We start from the raw sequence: 21506 nt of genomic DNA, 5'->3' as shown, positions 1-21506 counted from the left end.
GGCCGCGGCGTTTCGCCGGTTCTGCCGGTTGGGCGGGGCCGAATCCGTGGCGGGGTGCCCGTCCGCTCCGGTAGGTAAACCCGAGTCCGCGTTCTGCGATGGGGGTCCAATGCGCTCAGCCCGGTCGCTGGAACTTTGCTAGGTGTCTGGCCGGTCCTTAGCCTGCCGGCCTATGCCCTCGCCTTGCAGTCTGTTCAGTCGGCGACAGCCGCGGGGAGCGATTGCTGTGCTCGCGGTCGTGGTGGGGTTGTTGGTGTCGCTTCTCGGCGTCGCTGGGGCCGGCGCGCAGCCTGTGTCTGAGGCCCAGCCCACATCTCAGGACATCCAACAGCGCGACCAGCTCATCGCCAACCAGGAGAACCTGCTGAACACCTACCGGTGTTTGTTCGGCGTCGACACCCATGCAGTTCCCGGAGGCTGCGACGCTCCTGACACCGTTGTGGCTGGCGCCGCTCCGCAGAATCCCACCCAAACCGACCTCGACGTCAGAGACGGGCTGATCCAAAGCCAAGAAGCGCTCCTCAACGTCTACCGCTGCCAATACAACATCGACACCCAACTCGTCCCTGGCGGTTGCGCAACCCAAACTGGCCCCCAGCCAAATGGCCAACCCGCAGGCGCCTTCACCGCCATCGCAGCCGACCGCCACTCGTGTGCGATCAGATCCGACCAAACCGCCGTCTGCTGGGGACCGGGCGGACAGTCGGACGCGCCCGCAGGCCAATTCACCGCCATCGCAGCTGGCCCCGGCCATTCGTGCGGGATCAGATCCGACCAAACTGCCGTCTGCTGGGGACCGGGCGGACAGGTGGACGCGCCCGCAGGCACCTTCACCGCCATCACCGCTGGCCCGTGCGGGATCAGATCCGACCAAACCGCCGTCTGCTGGGGCCACAACGGCAACGGACAGGCGGACGCCCCCGCAGGCCAATTCACCGCCATCACAGGCGGCAGCAGCCATACGTGCGGGATCAGAACTGACAGCACCGCCGTCTGCTGGGGCTGGAACGACGCCGGGCAGGCGGACGCGCCCACAGGCCATTTCACCGCCATCACCACCGGCGGAGGTCACTCGTGCGGGATCAGAACAGACCAAACCGCCGTCTGCTGGGGCTGGCACACCCATGGGCAGGCGGACGCGCCCGCAGGCACCTTCACCGCCATCTCCGCCGGCGACGGCCATACGTGCGGGATCAGAACCGACCACACCGCCGTCTGCTGGGGCGACAACCGATTCGGCCAGTTGGATGCGCCCGCAGGGACCTTCACCGCCATCGCAGCTGGATGGCTCCATTCTTGCGGGATAAGAACCGACCACACCGCCGTCTGCTGGGGCCGCTTCATCCACAGGGAACAGGCGGACGCCCCCGCCGGAACCTTCACCGCCATCTCAGCTAGCGACGAGCACTCATGCGGGATAAGAACCGACCACACCGCCGTCTGCTGGGGCGACGACAGCTGGGGTTTCTTGGGGCGGGCAGACGCCCCCGCCGGAACCTTCACCGCCATCGCAGCCGGCATGGCTCATTGGTGCGGGATCAGAACAGACCAAACCGCCGTCTGCTGGGGCGACGACGATTACGGACAGGCGGACGCGCCTCCAGGCGCCTTCACCGCCATCGCAGCCGGCATGCGTCACACCTGCGGGATCAGAGTCGACCAAACCGCCGCCTGCTGGGGCCGCGACCCACTCGATGGCCCGATGGTAGCGCCCGCAGGCGCCTTCACCGCCATCTCAGCAGGCTGGAATCGTTCGTGCGGGATCAAAACCGACAACACCGTCATCTGCTGGGGCTACAACCTCAGGGAGAGGGATGCGCCTCCAGGCGCCTTCACCGCCATCTCAGACGGCAGCAACCACTCGTGCGGGGTCAAAACCGACCACACCGCTGTCTGCTGGGGCGCCAACTGGTGGGGCCAGACGGATGCGCCTCCAGGCGCATTCACCACCATCGCGGCCGGCTACAGCCACTCGTGCGGGATCAGAACCGACCACACCGCTGTCTGCTGGGGCGGGAACGACGCCGGGCAGGCGGACGCGCCTCCAGGCGCATTCACCACCATCGCGGCCGGCTACTACCATTCCTGCGGGATCAAAACCGACCGAACCGCCGTCTGCTGGAACTGGACGACGAACCTCCCGGCTGGCGTCTCCTGGTCGGGTTGAGCCCATGAACCTCGGCGGCGATGAGGCTCTGAAAGCGAGTCGAGCAATTTGAGGGCACGCGGGTTGGTGGCCGTCCATCGGTGGTTGGGTTGGCCCGGCATTCATGTCGGGGGTCGTCGCAACGACAACCACATGGTGGAGGTGTCGTGATGGTGATTGCTCTGGGCTCGTGGGTGGCAGATGGGGTGTGGGCGGCGGTGGAGCCTCTGGCTGCGGTGCGAAAGGAGGTGAGGGGCCCTTTGGACCGCCAACGCGGCCAACGACGAGACCATGTAGGAGCCCACATTGGCCGAAGCTGCCCGCCGCGGCCCGCACCTCGACATCGAGAACCTCCAGCAGCCCGGTCGCTGGAAGTTTGCTAGGTGTCTGGGCGGTCCTTAGCCTGCCGACCTATGCCCTCGTCTTGCAGTCTGTTCAGTCGGCGACGGCCGCGGGGAGCGATTGCTGCGCTCGCTGTCGTGGTGGGGTTGTTGGTGTCGGTTCTCGGCGTCGTCGGGGCCAGCGCGCAACCTGTTTCTGAGGCCCAGCCCACATCTCAGGACATCCAACAACGCGACCAGCTCATCGCCAACCAGGAGAACCTGCTCAACACCTACCGCTGCCTGTTCAACGTCGATATCGACGCGGTCCCCGGCAAGTGCCCGAACCCCACGACCGTCTCCCCCGGAGCCACCCCGCAAAGCCCCACCCCACAAGACCTCGCGGTGCGCGACCGGCTCATCGCCGACCAAGAAGCACTCCTCAACGTCTACCGCTGCCAATACGACGTCGACACCCAACTCGTCCCCGGTGGCTGCGCCGACGACACCCCAACTCCGTCCGCCGACGACACCCCAACTCCGTCCGCCGACGACACAGCCCAAAACACCGCCAACCCCTTCCTCGCCGTCTCAGCCGGCAACGGCCATTCGTGCGGTATTAGAGCCGACCGAACCGCCGTCTGCTGGGGCGACCACAGCTATGGGCAGGCGGACGCGCCCGCCGGCCCCTTCGCCGCCGTCTCCGCCGGCAACGACCATTCGTGCGCTATCAGAACCGACCAGACCGCTGTCTGCTGGGGTTTGAACAGCGACAGACAGACGGATGCGCCCGCTGGACAGTTCACCGCCATCTCAGCCGGTACGGACCATTCGTGCGCTATCAGAACCGACCGAACCGCTGTCTGCTGGGGTTTCAACAACGACGGGCAGGCAGATGCGCCCGCTGGACAGTTCACCGCCATCTCAGCCGGCAACGAGCATTCGTGCGGGATCAAAGCCGACCGAACCGCCGCCTGCTGGGGCGACAACAGCCGCGGGCAGGCGGACGCGCCCGCTGGACAGTTCACCGCCATCTCAGCCGGCAGCGGCCATTCGTGCGCCATCAGAACCGACCGAACCGCCGCCTGCTGGGGCGACAACAGCCGCGGGCAGGCGGATGCGCCCGCTGGACAGTTCACCGCCATCTCGGTTGGCGGCGGCCATTCGTGCGGTATTAGATCCGACCGATCCGCCGTCTGCTGGGGCTGGAACAGCTGGGGACAGGCGGATGCGCCCGCTGGACAGTTCACCGCCATCTCAGCCGGCTGGCACCATTCCTGCGCCATCAGAACCGACCGATCCGCCGTCTGCTGGGGCAAGAACAGTCGCGGGCGGGCGGATGCGCCCGCTGGACAGTTCACCGCCATCTCCGTCGGGGAAGTCTATTCCTGCGGTATTAGAGCCGACCGATCCGCCGTCTGCTGGGGCTGGAACAGCGACGGGCAGGCGGATGCGCCCGCTGGACAGTTCACCGCCATCTCAGCTGGGTGGAAGCATTCGTGCGGTATTAGAGCCGACCGATCTGCCGTCTGCTGGGGCTTGAACAGCTGGGGACAGGCGGATGCCCCCGCTGGACAGTTCACCGCCATCTCAGCCGGCAGCGGCCATTCGTGCGGTATTAGAGCCGAGCAAACCGTCGCCTGCTGGGGCTTGAACTTCCGCGGGCAGGCGGACGCCCCCTCGGGAGCGTTCACCGCCGTCTCAGCGGGCGCGAACCATTCGTGCGCCATCAGAGCCGAGCGAACCGCTGTCTGCTGGGGCTTGAACAGCGACGGGCGGGCGGACGCGCCCGCGGGACAATTCACCGCCATCTCAGCCGGCACGGACCATTCGTGCGCCATCAGAACCGACCAGACCGCCGTCTGCTGGGGCAAGAACAGCGACGGACAGGCGGACGCGCCCGCGGGACAATTCACCGCCATCTCAGCCGGCACGGACCATTCGTGCGCCATCAGAACCGACCAGACCGCCGTCTGCTGGGGCTGGAACAAACACGGGCAGGCGGACGCGCCCCCAGGACAATTCACCGCCATCACAGCAGGCAACGGCCATTCGTGCGCCATCAGAACCAGCGGTACCGCCTTCTGCTGGGGCTTCAACTACCGCAACTACCTCGGGCAGGCGGATGCGCCCGCGGGACAGTTCACCGCCGTCTCATCCGGCGGCGCCCATTCGTGCGGGATTAGAGCCGACCGATCCGCCGTCTGCTGGGGCTGGAACAGCGGCGGGCAGGCGGACGCGCCCACAGGACAATTCACCGCCATCTCAGCGGGCTGGAAGCATTCGTGCGGGATTAGAGCCGACCGATCCGCCGTCTGTTGGGGTTTGAACGGCTGGGGACAGGCGGACGCGCCCACAGGACAATTCACCGCCATCACAGCAGGCACGAACCATTCGTGCGCCATCAGAACCGACCGATCCGCCGTCTGCTGGGGCTGGTACAGCTGGGGACAGGCGGACGCGCCCACAGGACAATTCACCGCCATCACAGCCGGCACAAACCATTCGTGCGCCATCAGAACCGACCAGACCGCCGTCTGCTGGGGCATTAACAGCGGCGGGCAGGCGGACGCGCCCACAGGACAATTCACCGCCATCACAGCAGGCAACGGCCACTCGTGCGCCATCAGAACCGACCAGACCGCCGTCTGCTGGGGCATTAACAGCGACGGGCAGGCGGACGCGCCCACAGGACAATTCACCGCCATCACAGCCGGTGCCGGCCACTCGTGCGCCATCAGAACCGACCAGACCGCCGTCTGCTGGGGCATTAACAGCGACGGGCAGGCGGACGCGCCCACAGGACAATTCATCGCCATCACAGCCGGCACTCGGCATTCGTGCGCTATCAGAACCGACGGAAACGCCATCTGCCGCGGTTGGCTGATCCGGAGCTGAAACAGCACCGTGCCGGCGGACGCGCCCGCCGGCACGGGCTAGTTCACCGCCATCACAGCCGGCCAGTGGCATTCGTGCGGGATCAGAGCCGACAGCACCGCCGTCTGCTGGGGCTGGAACGGCGAGGGGCAGGCGGATGTGCCGGCGGGCCGGTTCACCGCCATCTCCGCCGGCTATAGGCATTCGTGCGGGATCAGAGCCGACAGCAACGCCGTGTGCTGGGGCCACCCCGGTTTTGGCCAGTTGGATGCGCCAGCGGGCATGTCCGCCGTTGCCTAGCCCTTGGGCAGTAGTCGGGCGGTGGCGCTGTCGAAAGGGGCCAGCGCGCAGGGCCGGCCCGGTTGCACCACCGTCCCGTGCCGCCACCCTTCCATCCAGCTCGACGCCAGCTTCGCACCTGGTCCCCTCAGCGTCGAGTGCTGGTCGAGCCGCGACCCGGCCGCCCCTTGGTACTCGGGAGCCTGGCAGTGGCCTGCCTCTGGGCTGTGGACCGAGGGGGGCTGCTGGTTCGGCTACCCCGGCGAGCGGGTCTGGGTGGTCGTGGATGGCGTGAAGTCCAACGTCCTTAGCGTCCCCTAGCCCTCTCTGTGCATTTGACGGGTTCACTATTCTTCGTCAGCGCTTCTGTTCGAGCTCATGGTGGCCTCCACGGACCTGGCGGAGGAAGCGCTCCAAGTGTGCGCGGAGATGTATGTGCAGGCCAGTCTCTGATTCCTGCTCAGGAAGTGTGCGGGACCTTCAAGTAAGTGATGTCGGGTTCCATGTTGTTGACACTGCAAGCGGGAGGCTGTCGAGGGTCCAACGGGGCTCGGCACCCAGTGCTTTGTCCGTTCCTTATGATCCAGCTCAGGCCGCTCCTTCTGTCGAAAAGGCTGTGTCTGAAAAAGGAGTCATCCAGGCCAATAGCGAATATATGTCTATGTCCCAATGAGCTTATTGTGAAAGAGCTTACCGGTATTCGAAGTGTGTGAATGGTGAGGACATCTTCGCTTATGGCAACCTGGATTTGCCAGCACACGAGCCGAGGGGAGCTGTTCCCACATGCGAGTCCATAGCCATGATGATACCACCGAGTTTCCGCCATCTGAATGTTGTCGAATTGGATTGGCGGTGTGGGTAAGCGCCTCCATGAACGCGACCTGACGAGTGTGGTCTCGGGAGCTGATCGTCCCGTTTCGTTTTGGTATGCCTGGCGCCATGAGATGGATGTGGGCATGGTCTCTTCGACGTTTATGAAGGTCCAGCAGTATGGATAGTTGTCGGCGGTCAGAGCGCAATCGCCGTCGAGGTCTATGAATGTTCCGCTGGGAGGAGTCATTGGGGTAGGGTCACGGAAACCTGCCCGTGGATGATAGAGCTTAGGCGGCGTGTACCAAAATCGGCCCCAGCATTCTAGATTATTCTCAAAGGGCGCTGTGCCCTTGATCCCGCACCAATCGTAATTTTCGCGACTGGAAGCGGAAATTTTGCTGAATTGCCCGCGGGGTGCTGTTCTTCGATTGTGGTTTCCGCTGAGATAGACATTGCAATCACGCAAATTGCCTACTGCCGGAATGCCATAAATGCTGGAGATGCCTACACTGAATTCGCGATCTTGTATTGTGGGATCGAATTCAAGGTTGTCGAGGCATTCCAAGTCCCACACGCGCCCCCAGCAGTGGACTGTCTTGTCAATTCTTATAGCGCAAATGCTCCTAAACCCTATGTCGAAATCCGTGAACTGACCTGAAGGTACATCAGCCATAAACTCCCTGGCGCAATCCCCGCTCTCACGGTCGTTGCTGCACTCTCGGTCGATCGGCCTATGGTTGTAGCAATCTAGGGTCTGATCGGTTCTAAGCCCGCAAAATAGAGCCCCGCCATTGTCGATCTTTGTGTATGTGCCTTGCGGGAGTGGGTCGTATCGCTCGCTATGGCAGGCGATGGTTTGGTCGGCCATGATGCGGCAGTCGCCAGCTACTTGGCCTCTTGTCGTATCTAGCATTTGTGGTCCGTGCCGTGTTCCTCCTTGGCCGGTGATGTTCCAGGTTGTGAGTCCTTTGATTCCTTGGTGGAGCAGGTCGAGGCCGTAGAAGGCGATTTCGATGAGGACGAGGTATTTGACGGCTTTTCTGACGGTACGGCTCTTGCGCTTGACGCTGTCGAGGGCTTCGTCTAGGACGGTCGAGGCGGCGGATTCTTCGGCTTTGTCCTGCAGTTTCTGCTGGAAGAGGCTGTTGGCGTCGGTTCCGGGTTTGGGGATGTCAACGAAGCAGTCGGCAACATGCCCGGCGATCTGCGAGAACGACGGGGTGCCGGCGCCTTTCAGCTGGTCTTGGGCGCACTCGATGAGCACGTCTACTGCGGCGGCAAGCGTGTCGCTGTCCAGCGCGCCGAGCGGGTCGAGGGTTTCCACCACGAAGACGGCGGCGTCGGCCACAAGCGCTTCTGCTTCGGCCAGGTTCTTGAAGCCGATGGTGTGGTCGCCGGGGGCCGCTGGACGGGGGATGTCCACCTGCACGGTCGCCAGCGGCGGCACGAACACCCTCTGCTCGTCGCTGAACGCGCTGTGGGCGACCGACCAGGCCAAGCCCCCGAGCGTCGAGTCGACACCGCTCAGCACCGGGCGGAGGTAGCCGTCCCCGCCCTTGATCTCGATGAACTGGGCGAATGTGCGGTTGTTCGCCATCTTGGCCCGCACCGACTCGCCGGGGCCGTTCTCATAGCACATTCGGATCGCCGCCGCCGTGGTTCCCTCGTCTGACTCGGTGGCCTGCTCCACCCAGCTGGGCAACGCGCCGGATGCGCACTCGGGAGTGTCAACTCGCGCCCCTGCAACCTCCAGCGCGGTCTGCACAGCAGACTCGCCCAACTCGACCAGCTCATCGACGGCTTCGACGGCTTTGTCTATGGCCACCTCGGCGACCTCGACGACCTTCTTCGCCGCCTTCACGGCGACTTCGCCGGCCTTGATCACCGGGTCGGTAATCCAGCCCCAAAGCGACCACTGCTGGATCTCCGCGGTCAACACCCCGTCGTCGATCCGGTAGTCGGCCTCCTCGGGCACCCAGTCCTGCACCTGGTCGTCCCACCGCACCAGCACCAACACCTGCTGCTGCAACTCGCTTAGGTTGCTTACATCCCAGCGCACCGTGATCGGCGCCCGCACCGGCCCCGAGCGCTCCACGCCCACCGGCTCGCCGCCCACCTCATCGCCGAACTCGCCAAGCGGCTCGCGGATCACCACCTCCGCCCGCCCGTCGATAGCCCCGGCGGGAACCGACACCGACACCCGCCCGCCCGACACCACCGCCCCCGCGGCGCCAACCGACTGCTGCGCCAGCACTGCCCGATCCTCAGGCCCCGGCACCACCACCACCTGCTGGGGCGGTCGCTCCGGCTCGACAGGCCCCGCAGGGCGACCGTCCACGCAGCCGCCGGGCACAATCTGGGTGTCCACGCCGAACAGGCACCGATACACATTCAACAAAGCTTCCTGGTTTGCGACCAGCTCGTCGCGCACCGCCACGTCCTGGCGACTAGCAGTGCCCTCGAACACCCCCGGCCGCGTCGGCCCCAGCGCCGGCTGGCCGTCCGCGCAGCCGCCGGGCACCACCTCGACATCCACGCTGAACAGGCACCGGTAGGTGTTCAGCAGCGACTCCTGCGCCGCGATCAACTCATCGCGCACCACCACGTCTTGAACCGTCGCCTCGCCGGACGGCTCCTGCGCTGCCGCCCCAGCAGGCCCCAGAGCCGTCGCCGCCACGCACAAAGCGACAGCAACAGAAACCAGCCTGCGGCCGCGACGACAAGGCACGGCTGAGGATACTAGTGGGCACCCGTCCCGCAGCGGAATGCCCCCGGTCCTGCGCCACCTCGGAAACTGTCGGAGGCTCCCTTGTCAAGCGGCGGGTTTGAGGGGTTGTTTTCGGGTGTTTTCGTCTCGCCATATTCGGCGGATGACTCGGTTGGCGAGATGGCGATTGTGGGCTCGTCGGCCTCTCCTTTTCCATCAATGACATGGTTACCTCCTAATCGAGGTGACCGGCCAAAGGGGGGATACTCAAGGGGTGCTCGCAACACCGCTGTGCCCGTCCGCTCCCCGCAACCTGCGGGAACCCCCCGCAGCGGGCACCGCCAGACGAACAACGCTAACAGCAAAGCGGCGAAAGGCGAGGCGGGGGCGCAGGGCGCAGGAAGCAGAACGGGATAAGCGCGTCGAAGTGAGCGACCAGCGCTCACCCCTCGTTCTAGTGACGCTTGCTCTCTTCTTCGGTCGGTTTGGCGATGTCTCTGGCTCGGGTCGTCCTGTTACCAGCGTTCTTGGTGGTACTCGCGTGACAGGCGGGTCTCCTCGTGTGCCGAGTACCAGCTTGTTGTGAATGCCTCGTGTGCGTTCTCAAGCGCTTCTCCTGTGGATGCCATGTAGACGGCGCGCGTCAATTCCATGTGGGCATCTTCTGCTTCGGCTGGCAGGCAGCGGGCGCATTGGCCCTGTTCGCAGACGGATTGGGTGTGAAGGCTCGCTGTGGTGGTCCAAGGGCCTACGTCCAAAAGCAGGTTGTGGTGGTGCCAATTGTCGTCGATTCGTGTGTCACATATCGCCAACAGCCGGTGTGCGGCCTCGGCCACAGGTGGGTGATCGAGAGCGCACCTGTTCTCGCATGGCCCGTCTGGATTCTCAAAGTAGCCGCACTCGCCAACCGGCTCGCGCAGCCAGCGAGCCACCCAGCACCCCGGATACGCGGGTTCGCGTCCGCCTAGCTCGGCCTCCCACTCGCCGCACACGCGGCACCTGCGATGGCCCAACAGAGCGCGCTCGGCGCCGGTGATGTCTGGGGCGCTCACCCACATCTCAGGCGAGGCGCAAACCTCGCAGAGTCGTCTGCCGTCTCTGTGCGCCCACACTTGGTGGACGGGCCGGTCGCCGATTTCGCCAAAGGACAGCAAATCGCGAAGATCCGCCATGGAGCGCGGGCAGCGGGTGTTGGAAACACGCTTCCATTTCAGGCGCATCTTCTCCGCGTCGGCTGCTTCGTCGGTGGCCCAGTCTTCTGTCATCAGACTATTGGTTCCCATGTACTGGTCCGGGGCCTCGTACCCCTGTGGCGGCTTGGATGCCGCTAGCCGGTCCACTGCGATCGGCAGTTCGATTGGCCGGTCAATATGCCTCTACGCCATCGATGATGGGCGGGTTGATCTCGCCTGACGGCGGCGCGTCTACCAATCTCATCGTCGGCTCAGCTTCGTCAGCTGGAGTGTCGACCTCGATCGCCTGGTACCAGGGGGACCGCGGGCCTTCCCGTATTGCCCCGGCGAGGGTGACTTTGAGCTTGATTGTGCGGTCGGGAATGTCGTCTGGAACCCCCCATTTTCTGGCTGACTCAATGATGCGGTCGGCATGCGTTCTCCAGTTCATTGATTGGTCGAACCGGCAGTGCTCGTGGAGCCACCTATCAAGCGGGCTCACTCCGGCCAGCAGCACTTGGTCGATCTGGCATTGGACCGCGATGGGGATCGGCTTCTCATCGGCCCGCCACTGCCGGTAGGCGTGCACAGCTTTGATGGCGATGGAGCGTCCCTCGGCTTTGGCTATCCGGGTTGCCAGGCTTTCATCGGGCTTGAGGCCTCTCGCCTCTAGGTCCTCATTCATCGGGATGAGCCGTTGTCGCCGCCGCCACGACGAGATGTTGTTGGCTGATGTCGCAAACGAGGGTTCGTGGTTTGTGGAAATCCATGTGGTGATGCTTGGCCTGCCGGTGTATTCGTCCCGCCCCTTTCGCTCTATGCTCACAAGGTCGCCGCCGCTCAGCTTTTTCAGCTCTTCGAGGCCGTCGCGGGTTTCTTTGGCTCGCATCCTCTCTCCCATCTCCGAGAGCGTCAAGAGACGTGCTGCCTCCACCACGCCCATCCCGAATCGGCCGCCCAGCTTGTCGAGACGCGATTCGGCCCTCACAGGCGGGCCTCCTGCCAGCTCGGTCACCAGGTTTACCAGGGTCGACTTCCCGCTACCGCCATTGCCCTTCAAGACGACCACGCCGTGGTCCTTCCAGGCCTCCAGCAAGGTCCACCCGATCTGCGCCAGCACATAGTCGGCCATCTCCGCTAGCCCCCAGTCAACGAGCGTTTGATCGAGCAAGGGAGTGGGCCGCGGCTGGCCATCGCCCCATTCGTAGGTTATGGCCGTCTTTTGCGACCACAGGGTGCGGTCTAGCGGGTCGACCTTCACACTTCTGTCGTCCTCGTCCCAACGGACGATGGCATCCTGCCAGGGAACGCCCTCCACCCTCTCGCAAGTGTCGATGTCGAATAGCGCCAGGGGATCCCTGCTGGCCTGTAGCTGCAATTCGATGGGGGCGGAGCGCACTTCGGCGGCCCTTAGTGCGGACGCCAGCCAGCGCTCGTCGTCTGCGTCGGGGTCCCACTCCTCGTCGTTCTCGCAATGAACCTTATCCATTTCCCGATTCAAGATCGCCTTGGCGTCGGCTTTGGAAATCCCCACGTAGGTGCGGCCGTCTGGTCTCCACCAGTTGCCGACCAGGTGCATCACCCCAAGATCGCGGAGCGCCCGTATTGCCTTGGCCTGCGCCTCCCTCCGGATGGCTGGGCGGCCTGGGTGCGGCTCTTCATCGCTGCCCGACTCCTTTGAGTGGACTTTGCACAGCGGCTCCTCAGCGCCAGAGTCGGCAGCAGGGTTCTTGCACATATGCCCCTGCCGCGTCGTCGCAGAGCACAGATGGCCGCTCTCCCGCAGCACCTGCTCCCGTGCAGCGGCCTGCTCTTCTGCCTCCTTCTCCTTATAGGCGCGCTGAAGCAGCTCGCAGGCCTCAACCTCTGCCTTTGTGGCTGGCCACTCGGCGCAGTTCGGATGCCCATACTCACACGGCATTCAGCGCGCCTCGCGTTTCGCTTGCAGCCCTCAAAGACATACCGGACAATTCACCTCTACCCTCGCCCGATATCTCATAAACCCCCGAGCCCCTTTTTCGAGATATCTCCTCTGAACGGGATTGAGTGTCGGGTATGTCGGCGAGTCGCTGTAACCCACGCGCCACTGTCCAGAGGTTGACGCGGCGTCTCCCGCTTGGGCCGAGGCGGTCAACTCCCACCACCTGATCCTCCCAAGCAAGCCAAGCAGCACTTGACCCGACCAGGAACCCACATGCCCTGTCGCGCTGGAACTGCCCCTTCTGATCAAGTCAACTGAAGCCGGCATTGCCCTCATCGGCACACCTCCTCCTCGGGAAACGCAGAGTCGGGGTAATTTCGCCTACGAGACCCCAGGTCGCGGTCGGCGGTCTCCGCCCGCCTTTCCAGCCACGCTTCGAGGTCGGCGATTCGCCAAACCGTCACACCCGGCGACAGCCGCAGGGGCCGCGGAAAATCGGAATGGCCGTGCCCGCGCGCCCACCGCCACAAAGTGGCCTGGCTGATGCCGAGCCACACAGCGGCCTCCGCCGGCCGAATGACCTGCGGTGATCTGTGGTCCATACTGCCTCCTGAGAGTGATGACGACTCATTGAGACCGTATCTATGAAATTTGCCCGTGCAGCCGGGTACACCGGGAGATTCGACGACTTTTTCCCAGATTCCTGCCCAATCAGTCCCAAAGCAGATCGCTTTCATGAGACACCAGCCAAGAGTTCTTCCCTGCTTTGTCCACGGGTGAAATCAGTAGGCCCGGTCCAAGGATGCTCGTGGGGCCAATCGAGCCAGTAGGGGTCCTGGATTGGCCACGACCTTCAAGAATGTCTCGCAGTTCCCCTCTTGATGCGGATGCTGTCGGGCTGCGCGCCGAAACAACAGCAAAACACCCCGACAACCAGTGGCCGATCACCCTCGACCTCGAACCGAAACCACAGGACATGAGGTACTGGTGCTGAGTTGCCGTCGCCGAAGCCACGCTGATGGCTGTTGTCAACCACACGCAATAGCGGCTATAGCTATTCGCCCGTGCGAAGAATCCTGAAGCTCCAACCCGTTGCGCTGCTTGTCGCTGCCGTTGGCCTGGTAGCGGTGCTGCTCACACCCGTCGCCTCCGCCCAGACCCAAAACGACGTGGAAGTGAGAGATCAGCTGATCGCCAACCAAGAAGACCTGCTGAACACCTACAGATGCCAGTTCGGGGTGGACACCGGCGTGGTTCCCGGCGGATGCCCGACGCCTGATCGGATCGAGCCTGGACCCGCTCCCGCGAATCCCACACAGAACGACATCGACGTGCGGGACGGGCTGATCCAAAGCCAAGAAGCCCTGCTGAACATCTACCGATGCCAGTTCGACGTTGACACCCAGCTCGTGCCCGGCGGCTGCGCGGCAGACGGCGTTGAAGGGGGCCAGCAGCCAGACGACGCACCGTCAATCGACCCGCCTTCTGAATCGGCTGTCATCGGCGTGCTCGACGGGCTGGCGGTAGAGGCCGAGTACGAGGGTTCGGGATATGTGCGCGCCGAATTCGAGCATGACCGGGGCTACCTGTGCGACAACGCAGGCACCGACCCCTACACAGGCATCTCGTTCAGTCCATCTACTTGCGACGTGGACCACATCGTCGCTGCCCAAGAAGCGTTCGAGTCCGGGGCCTGGGCGTGGGACACAGCACGCCGGATGGCGTTCGGCAACGACGCTGAGAACCTGGTTGCGACCCGAGATTGCGTCAACCGATCCAAAGGGGCGCGCGACATGGCCGAATGGTCGGGCCGGATCGGAAGCGGCGTGTGCCAAGGAACAGAAACCACCGTTGAAGGGCGGTGCTTCATGGCCCAAGAGATGGTGCAGGTCAAAGCCGCCTACTCCCTGTCCGTAGACCAAGACGAAAAAGATGCTTTGACAACAGCACTAGCCGACTGCTCTGGCCGCAGGTTTCCCAGCACCTTGACAGGATCAATCACCGGAACAATCGAAGCCAACTCCGACTGCCACCCCGCCTACAGCCCATGCTTGCCCAACCTGCCCGGAGACGCAATCAACTGCGGCGACCTAACCGCCGCCCAGAAACCCGTCACCGTGCTGGTGCCAGGAGTGGACCCGTACCGGCTGGATCGAGATGGGGATGGGAGGGGTTGCACATCCTGAGCACGAGCAGTGTGGCGGCGCCCATTTGCTCTCAATCGCAAACAACAAAGTGCGAGTCTCGCGGCGTGAAACGGACGACATTCACTTGCACATCGGAAGTGTCGCCATCTTCTCGCCTCCGCCGCCTCTCCCAAACGATCCACACCTCCTCGAAGTGCCGCCGTTCGATCTTCGACTCGAAGGCCAACCATGATTTGGGGCGTTTAAGCAGGGCTTCCATGTCGTGGGCCACCCCGATGGCGTAGACCGGGTCGAGAGCAATGACTAACCACTTGTCGCCAGCGAGCGCGCCAGCCTGGTCCTTTTTTGCCTTGCCTGCAATCACCCGATTGATCGGCTCAGCGGACTCAGAGCTTCCGATGATCGAGTAGTCCAACTGATAGCCGTCGTAGGAGACGGTCATGCCGCCGGCTGTACCGCTTGGGGGTTTCTCTGCAAGAAAGGAGGGAAAGACCAACAACCTGCCCCCTGGCTTCAGATGCGGGCTTATGCGCTGATTGGCGAGGCTCACAGCCCCCTCGAATGTTCCCATCTGACTCTCCGCCCACACCAGGTGCTTCAACAAAAGCCCGTCGATCTCAGAGCTGCGCTGTTTCCGCTCTTTGGCATCTTTGACCAGAGCTTCCCATTCGGGTCGGAAAAGGGTGTCTGTCATGTTCACCGACGCGTGCCAGCGATACCTGAGTTGGCCGCTGGCCTCCTTCATCGCACGCGGCCTCCCCGACCGGGGCCATTTGCCCCACTGCTCGCCCATTTCGCTAGTCAGTTCGGTGAACTCGACGCGCACCGGCGAGGCACCAGAGCCGGGAAGGAACATGTCCACGTCGTGGGTGCCGCCAGGTTCCGAGGGATGCCGACACACAAGTCGGCAACCGACCATGATTTGCTCTAGCGCATAGAGGCAGACCTCCTCGTTGGTTCGGCGGGCGTGCTCCAGCGACGGCTGGGCTCGGGCGATCGCGGCCGAGAAGGGACGCCTCTCCAGCAAATGCGCATAGGCATCCAAATGAACGCTGACTTCGCTCCCACCTTCCTTGGCAAGCCCACCGAGCGAGCGCCTGACCCATTCGTCACCACCGGCGCTTGCCCGTTGTTCCAACTCCCTTTCAATCTGCCCAACAGCCTGATCGCCGAGTCGCACCATTGTGCCGACATGCTCAAACACGTCCCCTAACTCGAACTCGACGGCCATTCCTGCCTCGTGACGCGTGGCAATTGCATAGGAGAAAGCGGCCCCCAATCTGAAGGGACGCCCAGGGGAATGCTCCTGGCTCAAACACTCCGAGTACAGGTAGCTGCTCTGCCCCTCAACGTCTCTGCCTTCACGCCAGTCAGCCTCGGCTCGCAGATGATCGGCTATCCGGCCCCATGCTGCTCGCAGTTCGCTCAAGGCTCAGTCCCCTCCAGTCCCATGACCTAGTGTCCGGCTCTTCGAGGTCTCCAGTGCGGCACCCTATCTGCCGGAAGTGGGATTCCCGATCTGCCTTTTGTTCTCTGCTGTCGGCGCGGCCGAAGACTGCCCCAAGTGTTGGCCTAGAGTCGCCCCATGGTCTTGGACGGGCATGTCAGCCTCAGCGAGCTGGTTGAGCGGTTGGCGAACCGTTCCCGCCGTGGCCGCACCGAGGCGACTGTCCAAGCAGATGTCCGGATGCTTCTCTTGGCCGCGGGTTTGAACCTCACCGAGGGCGATGTGCTGGATGTCGAGTTGGAAGCACCGCTTGCCGATCGCCGCCGGATCGACGTTGAGATGGGCCGCACCGTCATCGAGGTGAAGCGGAGCCTGGCGCCACAGGGGGCTCTGGGTGAAGCGGCCACCCAGCTCGCCGGGTACGTCGAGATGCGGAGCCGAAGCCTTGCACAGCAGTACGTGGGCATCGTCACCGACGGGCGCGATTGGCACCTGTTCCACCACACGGACGGCCTGCTGGTGGAAGTCGCGGAGCACCACGTGGATGCGGCGGCGCCCAACGTGGAAGCGCTGGTTACCTGGCTGTCCTCGGTGCTGACCACTGAGGAAAGGGTCATCCCGACCAGACAGGCGCTTGCCGATCGGATCGGGGCCGCCAGCCCGGGGCACGATTTGGAGCGGGCGGCGCTGCGCGCCCTTTACGACGCCCACCGCAGCCATCCCGAGATCGCTATCAAGCGGGAGCTGTGGGCGAAGCTGCTGACGACGGCGCTGGGCACCCAGTTCAGCGCCGATGAGGAGGACCTGTTCATCGAGCACACGCTTTTGGTGGCTACCGCGGAGTGCGTCGCGCACGCAGTCCTGGGCTACTCGATCTCGCAGTTGCCCCCCGGAGACCTTTTGCGAGGGGATCTCCTCTCGCAAGGGTCCCAGATTCACGGAGTCGTCGAGCAGGACTTCTTCGATTGGCCGCTGGACTGCGGCGGCGAGGGGAGGCGATGGGTCAGCTCACTTGCGCGCAGGCTTGAGCAATTCGACTGGGGAGCCGTCACCCACGACGTGATGAAGACGATCTACGAGTCTGTCATCACCGTCGAGACCCGACGGCGACTCGGGGAGTACTACACACCGGACTTCCTGGCCGAGGCCATCACCGAGCAGGTGGTCGCCGACCCCCTCGCTGAGACGGTCATGGACCCGGCCTGCGGATCGGGCACGTTTCTGTTCCACGCTGTCCGGCGTTATCTGGAGGCGGCCGACAAGGCCGGGATGTCCAACGGCGATGCCGTCGCAGGCGTCTCCTCGCACGTCTTCGGCGTTGATGTCCACCCCGTCGCGGTGACGCTGGCCCGCGTCACCTACCTGCTGGCTATCGGCGCCGAGCGGCTTTCGGCGCCTGACAGACGGGAACTGCGGGTCCCCGTGTTCCTCGGCGACAGCGTTCAATGGGGCCAACGGAGCGACATCTTCGCCTCAGAGACGCTCAACGTCAGTACCGACGACGGGGCGGAGATGTTCGCCGACCAACTCCGATTCCCGCAGAGGCTCCTAGACGATGCTGACACATTCGACGCCCTGGTTGCCGAAATGGCCGATTCAGCCACGAACCGGGAAAGAGGGAAGGACGCTCCGTCGTTTGCTGGAATTGCAAGGCGACACGGCCTCTCCGGGGATGACCGGGACACCGTAGAGGCGACGTTCAAGACGATGTGCCGCCTGCATGATGAGCGCCGCGACCACATCTGGGGCTACTACGTGAGGAATCTGGCCCGACCCGCGTGGCTGTCCCGCAAGGAGAACCGGCGAACTGTTCTGGTGGGAAACCCGCCGTGGCTCGCGTACCGGTACATGACCGATGCCATGAAGGCCGTTTTCCAGTTGATGGCGAAGGAGCGGAAGCTGTGGGCTGGAGGGAACGTCGCTACTCACCAAGACCTCGCCGATCTGTTCGTCGCCCGCTCTGTGGAGCGATACCTTGCACCTGGTGGTCGGTTCGCGTTTGTGATGCCTGCGGGGGTGCTCTCTCGCGGGCAGTCAGCAGGTTTCCGCTCGGGGGTGTTCCCGCTCATAAGCGGTGGCAGCACTGACGTTGTGTTCGACCCCGCCTGGGACATCTCGCCGATCAGTCACCGCTTCTTTCCTCGCACCGCATGCGTCGTCTTCGGAATGCGCTCGGACAGGCACTCCTCGCTGCCTGAGCAGGTGGAGCGGTGGTCGGGCAACCTGTCCGACCCGGGTGCCCCGTGGGATGAGGTCCAGGGGGCCATCGAGCGCGAGGTGGGCGAACGGGTCAGCCTCGACGCCGCAGAGCAGGTCGAATCGCCCTACAAGGAGCGCTTCGCCAACGGCGCCAACCTCTATCCGCGAATGTTGGTAATTGTTGATCCCGACAAGGAGCCACCGCTTGGGGCCGGCGAGGGCCGTAGACCAGTGCGCTCGTCGAGGGGCATCTACGAAAATCCCCCCTGGAAGTGGATGGACGACCTCGAAGGCGTCATCGAATCGCAGTTCATTCACCAAGTGCTGCTCGGCGAGTCGGTCATGCCCTACTGGCAGCGAAGCCCCTTCGAGGCGATCCTTCCGCTTCGCAAGGGCAAGATCATGCGAGATGAGGAAATCGACGACCATCATGGGCTAAAGCGCTGGTGGCACGAAGCGCGCCCGTTATGGGATGAGCACGGCGAAGGCGAGCATTCCCTCGATGAGAACATCGACCACTACGAAAAGCTGACCTCCCAGTTCCCCCTCGCCCCGATCCGTGTGGTCTACGGCGCTTCAGGGATGCACGTCACTGCCTGCCGGGTGGTGGATCGGCATGCCATCGTGGAGCACCAACTCAACTGGGCTGCCGTGCGATCTACCGAGGAGGCCCAATACCTGTGTGCCATCCTGAACAGCGTGACTGTTACGAAGGCCGCGGAGCCTTACATGACCTCGGGCAAGGGAGGCGGACGCCACATCTCCCATCTCTGGAGAGTGCCGATGCCGCTCTACGACGATCACAACGATCTCCACACGAGACTCGCCGACCTCGGAAGTCGAGCCGAGCAGTTCGTCGCAGGGCTTGAAATCAAGCCCTCTAAGGCGCACGGACACATGCGTCGGAAAGTCCGCGAGCAACTAGCGGTGAGTGAGGTTGGACAGGAAATCGAAGGGGCCGTCGGAACCCTGCTCGACCAGGCGGGCGCCCTGAGCTGGTAGCCCGCGACCGGTTCAACAAAACGACATGACCCGCGACGCGGATACCCAGCTTCTTGAATCTCCGTCATCTTAAGGAACGTCATCCCAGGAGATACCGAAGGGCGAGGTCCTCCGGCTTGACCACTCAGCCCTGAGATGATGAATCTGTCTCAGAAATGAACCCTCCACCGGCAGTAGGCAGGTACGAAGCAATGACAACCCCCAGCGCATCTTCCCTGGAAAGCCCACCAAGAAAAGAAGAGCAGATGGCATTTGACGCCATCTGCGCCGTTGAGGACGTATCGCGCCACAGGTGGCTGCGGGAAAGCACCGTGAAGGGAGTGCGCACTCCAGACTTGGAGGTGGTCATCAACGGCCTCGTCGTCACAGTCGAGATCACAGCGCACACAAACAGCGCAATCAACGCGCTCTTCAACACAGCGGAAAAAATCAACCCTGTAAAGGCAACCAAACTTTCTCACGACTGGGTGGTCTACGTCTCAGATAGCGACATAGCCCACAGAAGCCAGCGGCGCACTCTTAAAACCCTGGTCAAGGCAATTGAGAAGGTTCTCAAGAAGGCAGAGGAGCAGGGAGGAGCACCCGAAACAATCCAAGAGTGCGCTGCCCAAATGCTCAACTCCGATCCATTTGACCCTTATGAGCATGGGCCTCAATCGGACTGGTGGAAGAGGGTGAACTCCGATGAGTGGAGTCAAGCGGAGGACCCTGACAAACGGGCGCAGGCTGACATTTCAAGCCTCTGTGACTACTGGTATCCGCTCGACCTCGCTGACCGCGTGACAGCCGGGCTGCGTCCACGCCATGTGAGGGTGTCCAAGCCAGCCATTGCGCAAGGAAATGGCGGGAGCATCAATGTCTACCCCACTGCGTCGGGAGGGGCGTGCGTCCTTGAAGCGGTGGACTGCCTAGTGCCAGTGATCCAAGAAGGAATCGACAAGAAGCAAAACAGAGGCCAAATGCAAGGAGTCTCTGGCGATAAGTGGCTTGCCGTATACATCGACGGCGGCTGCGCAGCCTTGCAGCTTGAATCGGCTGCCGAATCCGAACAGCAATCTCAGTTCTTGGGCCAGGGCAATATCGAGTTCACGGAATTCGACGAGGTGTGGGTGATCGGCCCAACCTTCTCAACGAATTCCTTTGCAGTGGTGCGCTTAGCCAAACCAGGCACCGTAGACCAGCGTCACATTGTCCCCAGACCCTAGAGGAGAGAGGACATTGCAACGAGCCTCCTAGACGGCTCCAGCTTCGCTCAAGACCCCCCTCTAGCCCTGCTCTTGGCTTGAGCGAACTGTCATCGACCGAGACCGAAACACGCTAGTGAGGGTTGTCCCAACGCATCCGTGTTCTGAACAACCCGTCGAAATCCTCACGTCTGAGAAGCTCAGCCAGTTGGTCATCAGGCATGGAGGGCATCCTAGCGAGAGCCATTTTTCGGCCAAGCAGTGCTACGTCATTCCCACCTCCCGCACAGGCGGCATCCCAGTATTCCGAACAGCGCCCCTATGGCTTCTTGATATCGCTCACAGTTCCCGTTGTCCTAGGAACCCGGCCACGTCGGCGCACAGCCCTGAAATGTGCCCCATCGCCTCGGCGCTGTCAGACTCCGAGCCGAACGCGTTGCGGGCTGCCGCAGCAGCCGAGGCCAAGAACGCGGTCTCGGCGTTGTCCGGGTCGAGATCGGCCCTCGCCGCTCCCGCCAGATTCCCGAGCGCCGCATGGAGGGCACTCATGGCGCCTGCCAGCTCGTCGATGGCTGGATCAAGCTGGGCTACGACGTGCGGGGGAAAGCACGTCATCGAGCGGCCTCGGGGTTTCGGTGGTCATTAGTCATGGCGGTTGCCTTCCCTATGGGTCGCTGATCTGCTTGCTGGTGCTTGGCGCACTTGCAATCGAGGAGGCGTATTGGGTTGTACTGGACTGCACGAGGGTAGCGGTTTGCTGAGTCGGCCAGCGATGGGGCCGGAGAGTGGAAGCGTGAATTGTTCACCGTCAGCGATTCTGTTCGTCGACATGCGGACATCCTGGTGCGGCGTCCACCATTCTCGAATTGGAGCTGCTGCTGGCCCGGTTGTCATATATTGCGGTTTTTGAGGCCAAGAGTGACAGCAATTTGGACAACACGCTGACTATCTGTTTGCGTTATTGCTGGTCAGAGGTCACAAACCTCTTTCTGTCTGGCGGAGGGGGTGGGATTCGAACCCACGGTGACTTGCGCCACACACGCTTTCCAAGCGTGCCGATTCGGCCGCTCTCGCACCCCTCCCGGAGCAGTCAAATCTATCTCGGCTCGGCGGGCATACCTGAACCGGTTGCCGCTATCCTGTGGCCATCTGGGCCGTGTGCCCGGTTTGGAATGTGATGGTCGGGTCCTGTGCAACGCCAGCCCGTGAACCGAGTCAGGGCCGGGAGGCAGCAGCTCTCAGCGGATCCTGGGGTGTGCCGCAGACCGCCTGGCCATCACTTTCGAGACCGG

General features: G+C 63.3%; 13 protein-coding genes, 1 tRNA gene and 1 other RNA gene. 8 read left to right on the top strand and 7 right to left on the bottom strand.

Going from position 1 to position 21506, the window contains the following annotated elements; translation table 11 throughout:
* Positions 1 to 226: 226 nt before the first annotated feature.
* From ACOGXH_RS00820 to ACOGXH_RS00805, 4 genes are all read left to right on the top strand, one after another.
* On the top strand, positions 227 to 2167 hold the full coding sequence (locus ACOGXH_RS00820) for a hypothetical protein (RefSeq protein WP_419927216.1): 1941 nt from the start codon (positions 227 to 229) through the stop codon (positions 2165 to 2167).
* 458 nt (positions 2168 to 2625) lie between these two features.
* Positions 2626 to 5364 (top strand): RTX toxin, encoded by a 2739-nt coding sequence (locus ACOGXH_RS00815; RefSeq protein WP_419927215.1) that lies wholly within the window; start codon positions 2626 to 2628, stop codon positions 5362 to 5364.
* Between the two features lie 51 nt (positions 5365 to 5415).
* The gene (locus tag ACOGXH_RS00810; protein ID WP_419927304.1) at positions 5416 to 5643 is read left to right on the top strand and encodes a hypothetical protein; all 228 of its coding nucleotides are present in this window, start codon (positions 5416 to 5418) and stop codon (positions 5641 to 5643) included.
* Positions 5644 to 5664: 21 nt separating this feature from the next.
* On the top strand, positions 5665 to 5943 hold the full coding sequence (locus tag ACOGXH_RS00805) for a hypothetical protein (protein ID WP_419927214.1): 279 nt from the start codon (positions 5665 to 5667) through the stop codon (positions 5941 to 5943).
* Positions 5944 to 6082: 139 nt separating this feature from the next.
* Here the strand turns inward: ACOGXH_RS00805 and ACOGXH_RS00800 are convergent, their stop codons facing one another.
* The 4 genes from ACOGXH_RS00800 to ACOGXH_RS00785 form a co-directional block, all read right to left on the bottom strand.
* Positions 6083 to 9163: a hypothetical protein gene (locus tag ACOGXH_RS00800; RefSeq protein ID WP_419927213.1), complete on the bottom strand. Its 3081-nt coding sequence runs from the start codon at positions 9161 to 9163 to the stop codon at positions 6083 to 6085.
* Between the two features lie 494 nt (positions 9164 to 9657).
* Positions 9658 to 10407, bottom strand: a complete 750-nt coding sequence (locus ACOGXH_RS00795; RefSeq protein WP_419927212.1) for a hypothetical protein — start codon at positions 10405 to 10407, stop codon at positions 9658 to 9660.
* 100 nt (positions 10408 to 10507) lie between these two features.
* Complete coding sequence (locus tag ACOGXH_RS00790; RefSeq protein ID WP_419927211.1) at positions 10508 to 12235, bottom strand: DUF5906 domain-containing protein; 1728 nt, start codon at positions 12233 to 12235, stop codon at positions 10508 to 10510.
* A gap of 332 nt (positions 12236 to 12567) precedes the next feature.
* On the bottom strand, positions 12568 to 12837 hold the full coding sequence (locus ACOGXH_RS00785; RefSeq protein WP_419927210.1) for a helix-turn-helix transcriptional regulator: 270 nt from the start codon (positions 12835 to 12837) through the stop codon (positions 12568 to 12570).
* Positions 12838 to 13299: 462 nt separating this feature from the next.
* Between ACOGXH_RS00785 and ACOGXH_RS00780 the strand changes: the two genes are divergently transcribed.
* Positions 13300 to 14421, top strand: a complete 1122-nt coding sequence (locus ACOGXH_RS00780) for a GmrSD restriction endonuclease domain-containing protein (protein ID WP_419927209.1) — start codon at positions 13300 to 13302, stop codon at positions 14419 to 14421.
* Positions 14422 to 14452: 31 nt separating this feature from the next.
* Here the strand turns inward: ACOGXH_RS00780 and ACOGXH_RS00775 are convergent, their stop codons facing one another.
* Positions 14453 to 15613 (bottom strand): hypothetical protein, encoded by a 1161-nt coding sequence (locus ACOGXH_RS00775; RefSeq protein WP_419927208.1) that lies wholly within the window; start codon positions 15611 to 15613, stop codon positions 14453 to 14455.
* Positions 15614 to 15967: 354 nt separating this feature from the next.
* Here ACOGXH_RS00775 and ACOGXH_RS00770 point away from each other — a divergent pair, with 354 nt between their 5' ends.
* Positions 15968 to 19030, top strand: a complete 3063-nt coding sequence (locus ACOGXH_RS00770) for an N-6 DNA methylase (protein WP_419927207.1) — start codon at positions 15968 to 15970, stop codon at positions 19028 to 19030.
* 191 nt (positions 19031 to 19221) lie between these two features.
* A complete protein-coding gene (locus tag ACOGXH_RS00765) occupies positions 19222 to 20235 on the top strand; it encodes a hypothetical protein (RefSeq protein ID WP_419927206.1) in 1014 nt (337 codons plus the stop codon).
* Positions 20236 to 20553: 318 nt separating this feature from the next.
* Here ACOGXH_RS00765 and ACOGXH_RS00760 read toward each other — a convergent pair whose 3' ends face one another.
* Positions 20554 to 20829 carry a hypothetical protein gene (locus tag ACOGXH_RS00760; RefSeq protein WP_419927205.1) on the bottom strand — a complete coding sequence of 92 codons (276 nt, stop codon included), beginning with the start codon at positions 20827 to 20829 and terminating at the stop codon, positions 20554 to 20556.
* A gap of 379 nt (positions 20830 to 21208) precedes the next feature.
* A tRNA-Ser gene (locus ACOGXH_RS00755) sits at positions 21209 to 21296 on the bottom strand.
* A gap of 97 nt (positions 21297 to 21393) precedes the next feature.
* Between ACOGXH_RS00755 and ffs the strand changes: the two genes are divergently transcribed.
* An RNA gene (gene ffs, locus ACOGXH_RS00750) (signal recognition particle sRNA small type) lies at positions 21394 to 21492 on the top strand.
* Positions 21493 to 21506 lie beyond the last annotated feature (14 nt).

Source organism: Candidatus Poriferisocius sp., assembly GCF_965208355.1.
GTDB lineage: Bacteria > Actinomycetota > Acidimicrobiia > Acidimicrobiales > Bin134 > Poriferisocius.
Note: the sequence above shows the minus strand (reverse complement) of the source record. Positions and strands in the feature narration are given on the sequence as shown.

Coding starts and splice junctions, on each gene's coding strand:
- ACOGXH_RS00790 (WP_419927211.1), bottom strand. CDS start 12,235: ATGCCGTGTGAGTATGGGCATCCGAACTGCGCCGAGTGGCCAGCCACA.
- ACOGXH_RS00760 (WP_419927205.1), bottom strand. CDS start 20,829: ATGACGTGCTTTCCCCCGCACGTCGTAGCCCAGCTTGATCCAGCCATC.
- ACOGXH_RS00770 (WP_419927207.1), top strand. CDS start 15,968: ATGGTCTTGGACGGGCATGTCAGCCTCAGCGAGCTGGTTGAGCGGTTG.
- ACOGXH_RS00765 (WP_419927206.1), top strand. CDS start 19,222: ATGACAACCCCCAGCGCATCTTCCCTGGAAAGCCCACCAAGAAAAGAA.
- ACOGXH_RS00785 (WP_419927210.1), bottom strand. CDS start 12,837: ATGGACCACAGATCACCGCAGGTCATTCGGCCGGCGGAGGCCGCTGTG.
- ACOGXH_RS00775 (WP_419927208.1), bottom strand. CDS start 15,613: ATGGCCGTCGAGTTCGAGTTAGGGGACGTGTTTGAGCATGTCGGCACA.
- ACOGXH_RS00795 (WP_419927212.1), bottom strand. CDS start 10,407: ATGACAGAAGACTGGGCCACCGACGAAGCAGCCGACGCGGAGAAGATG.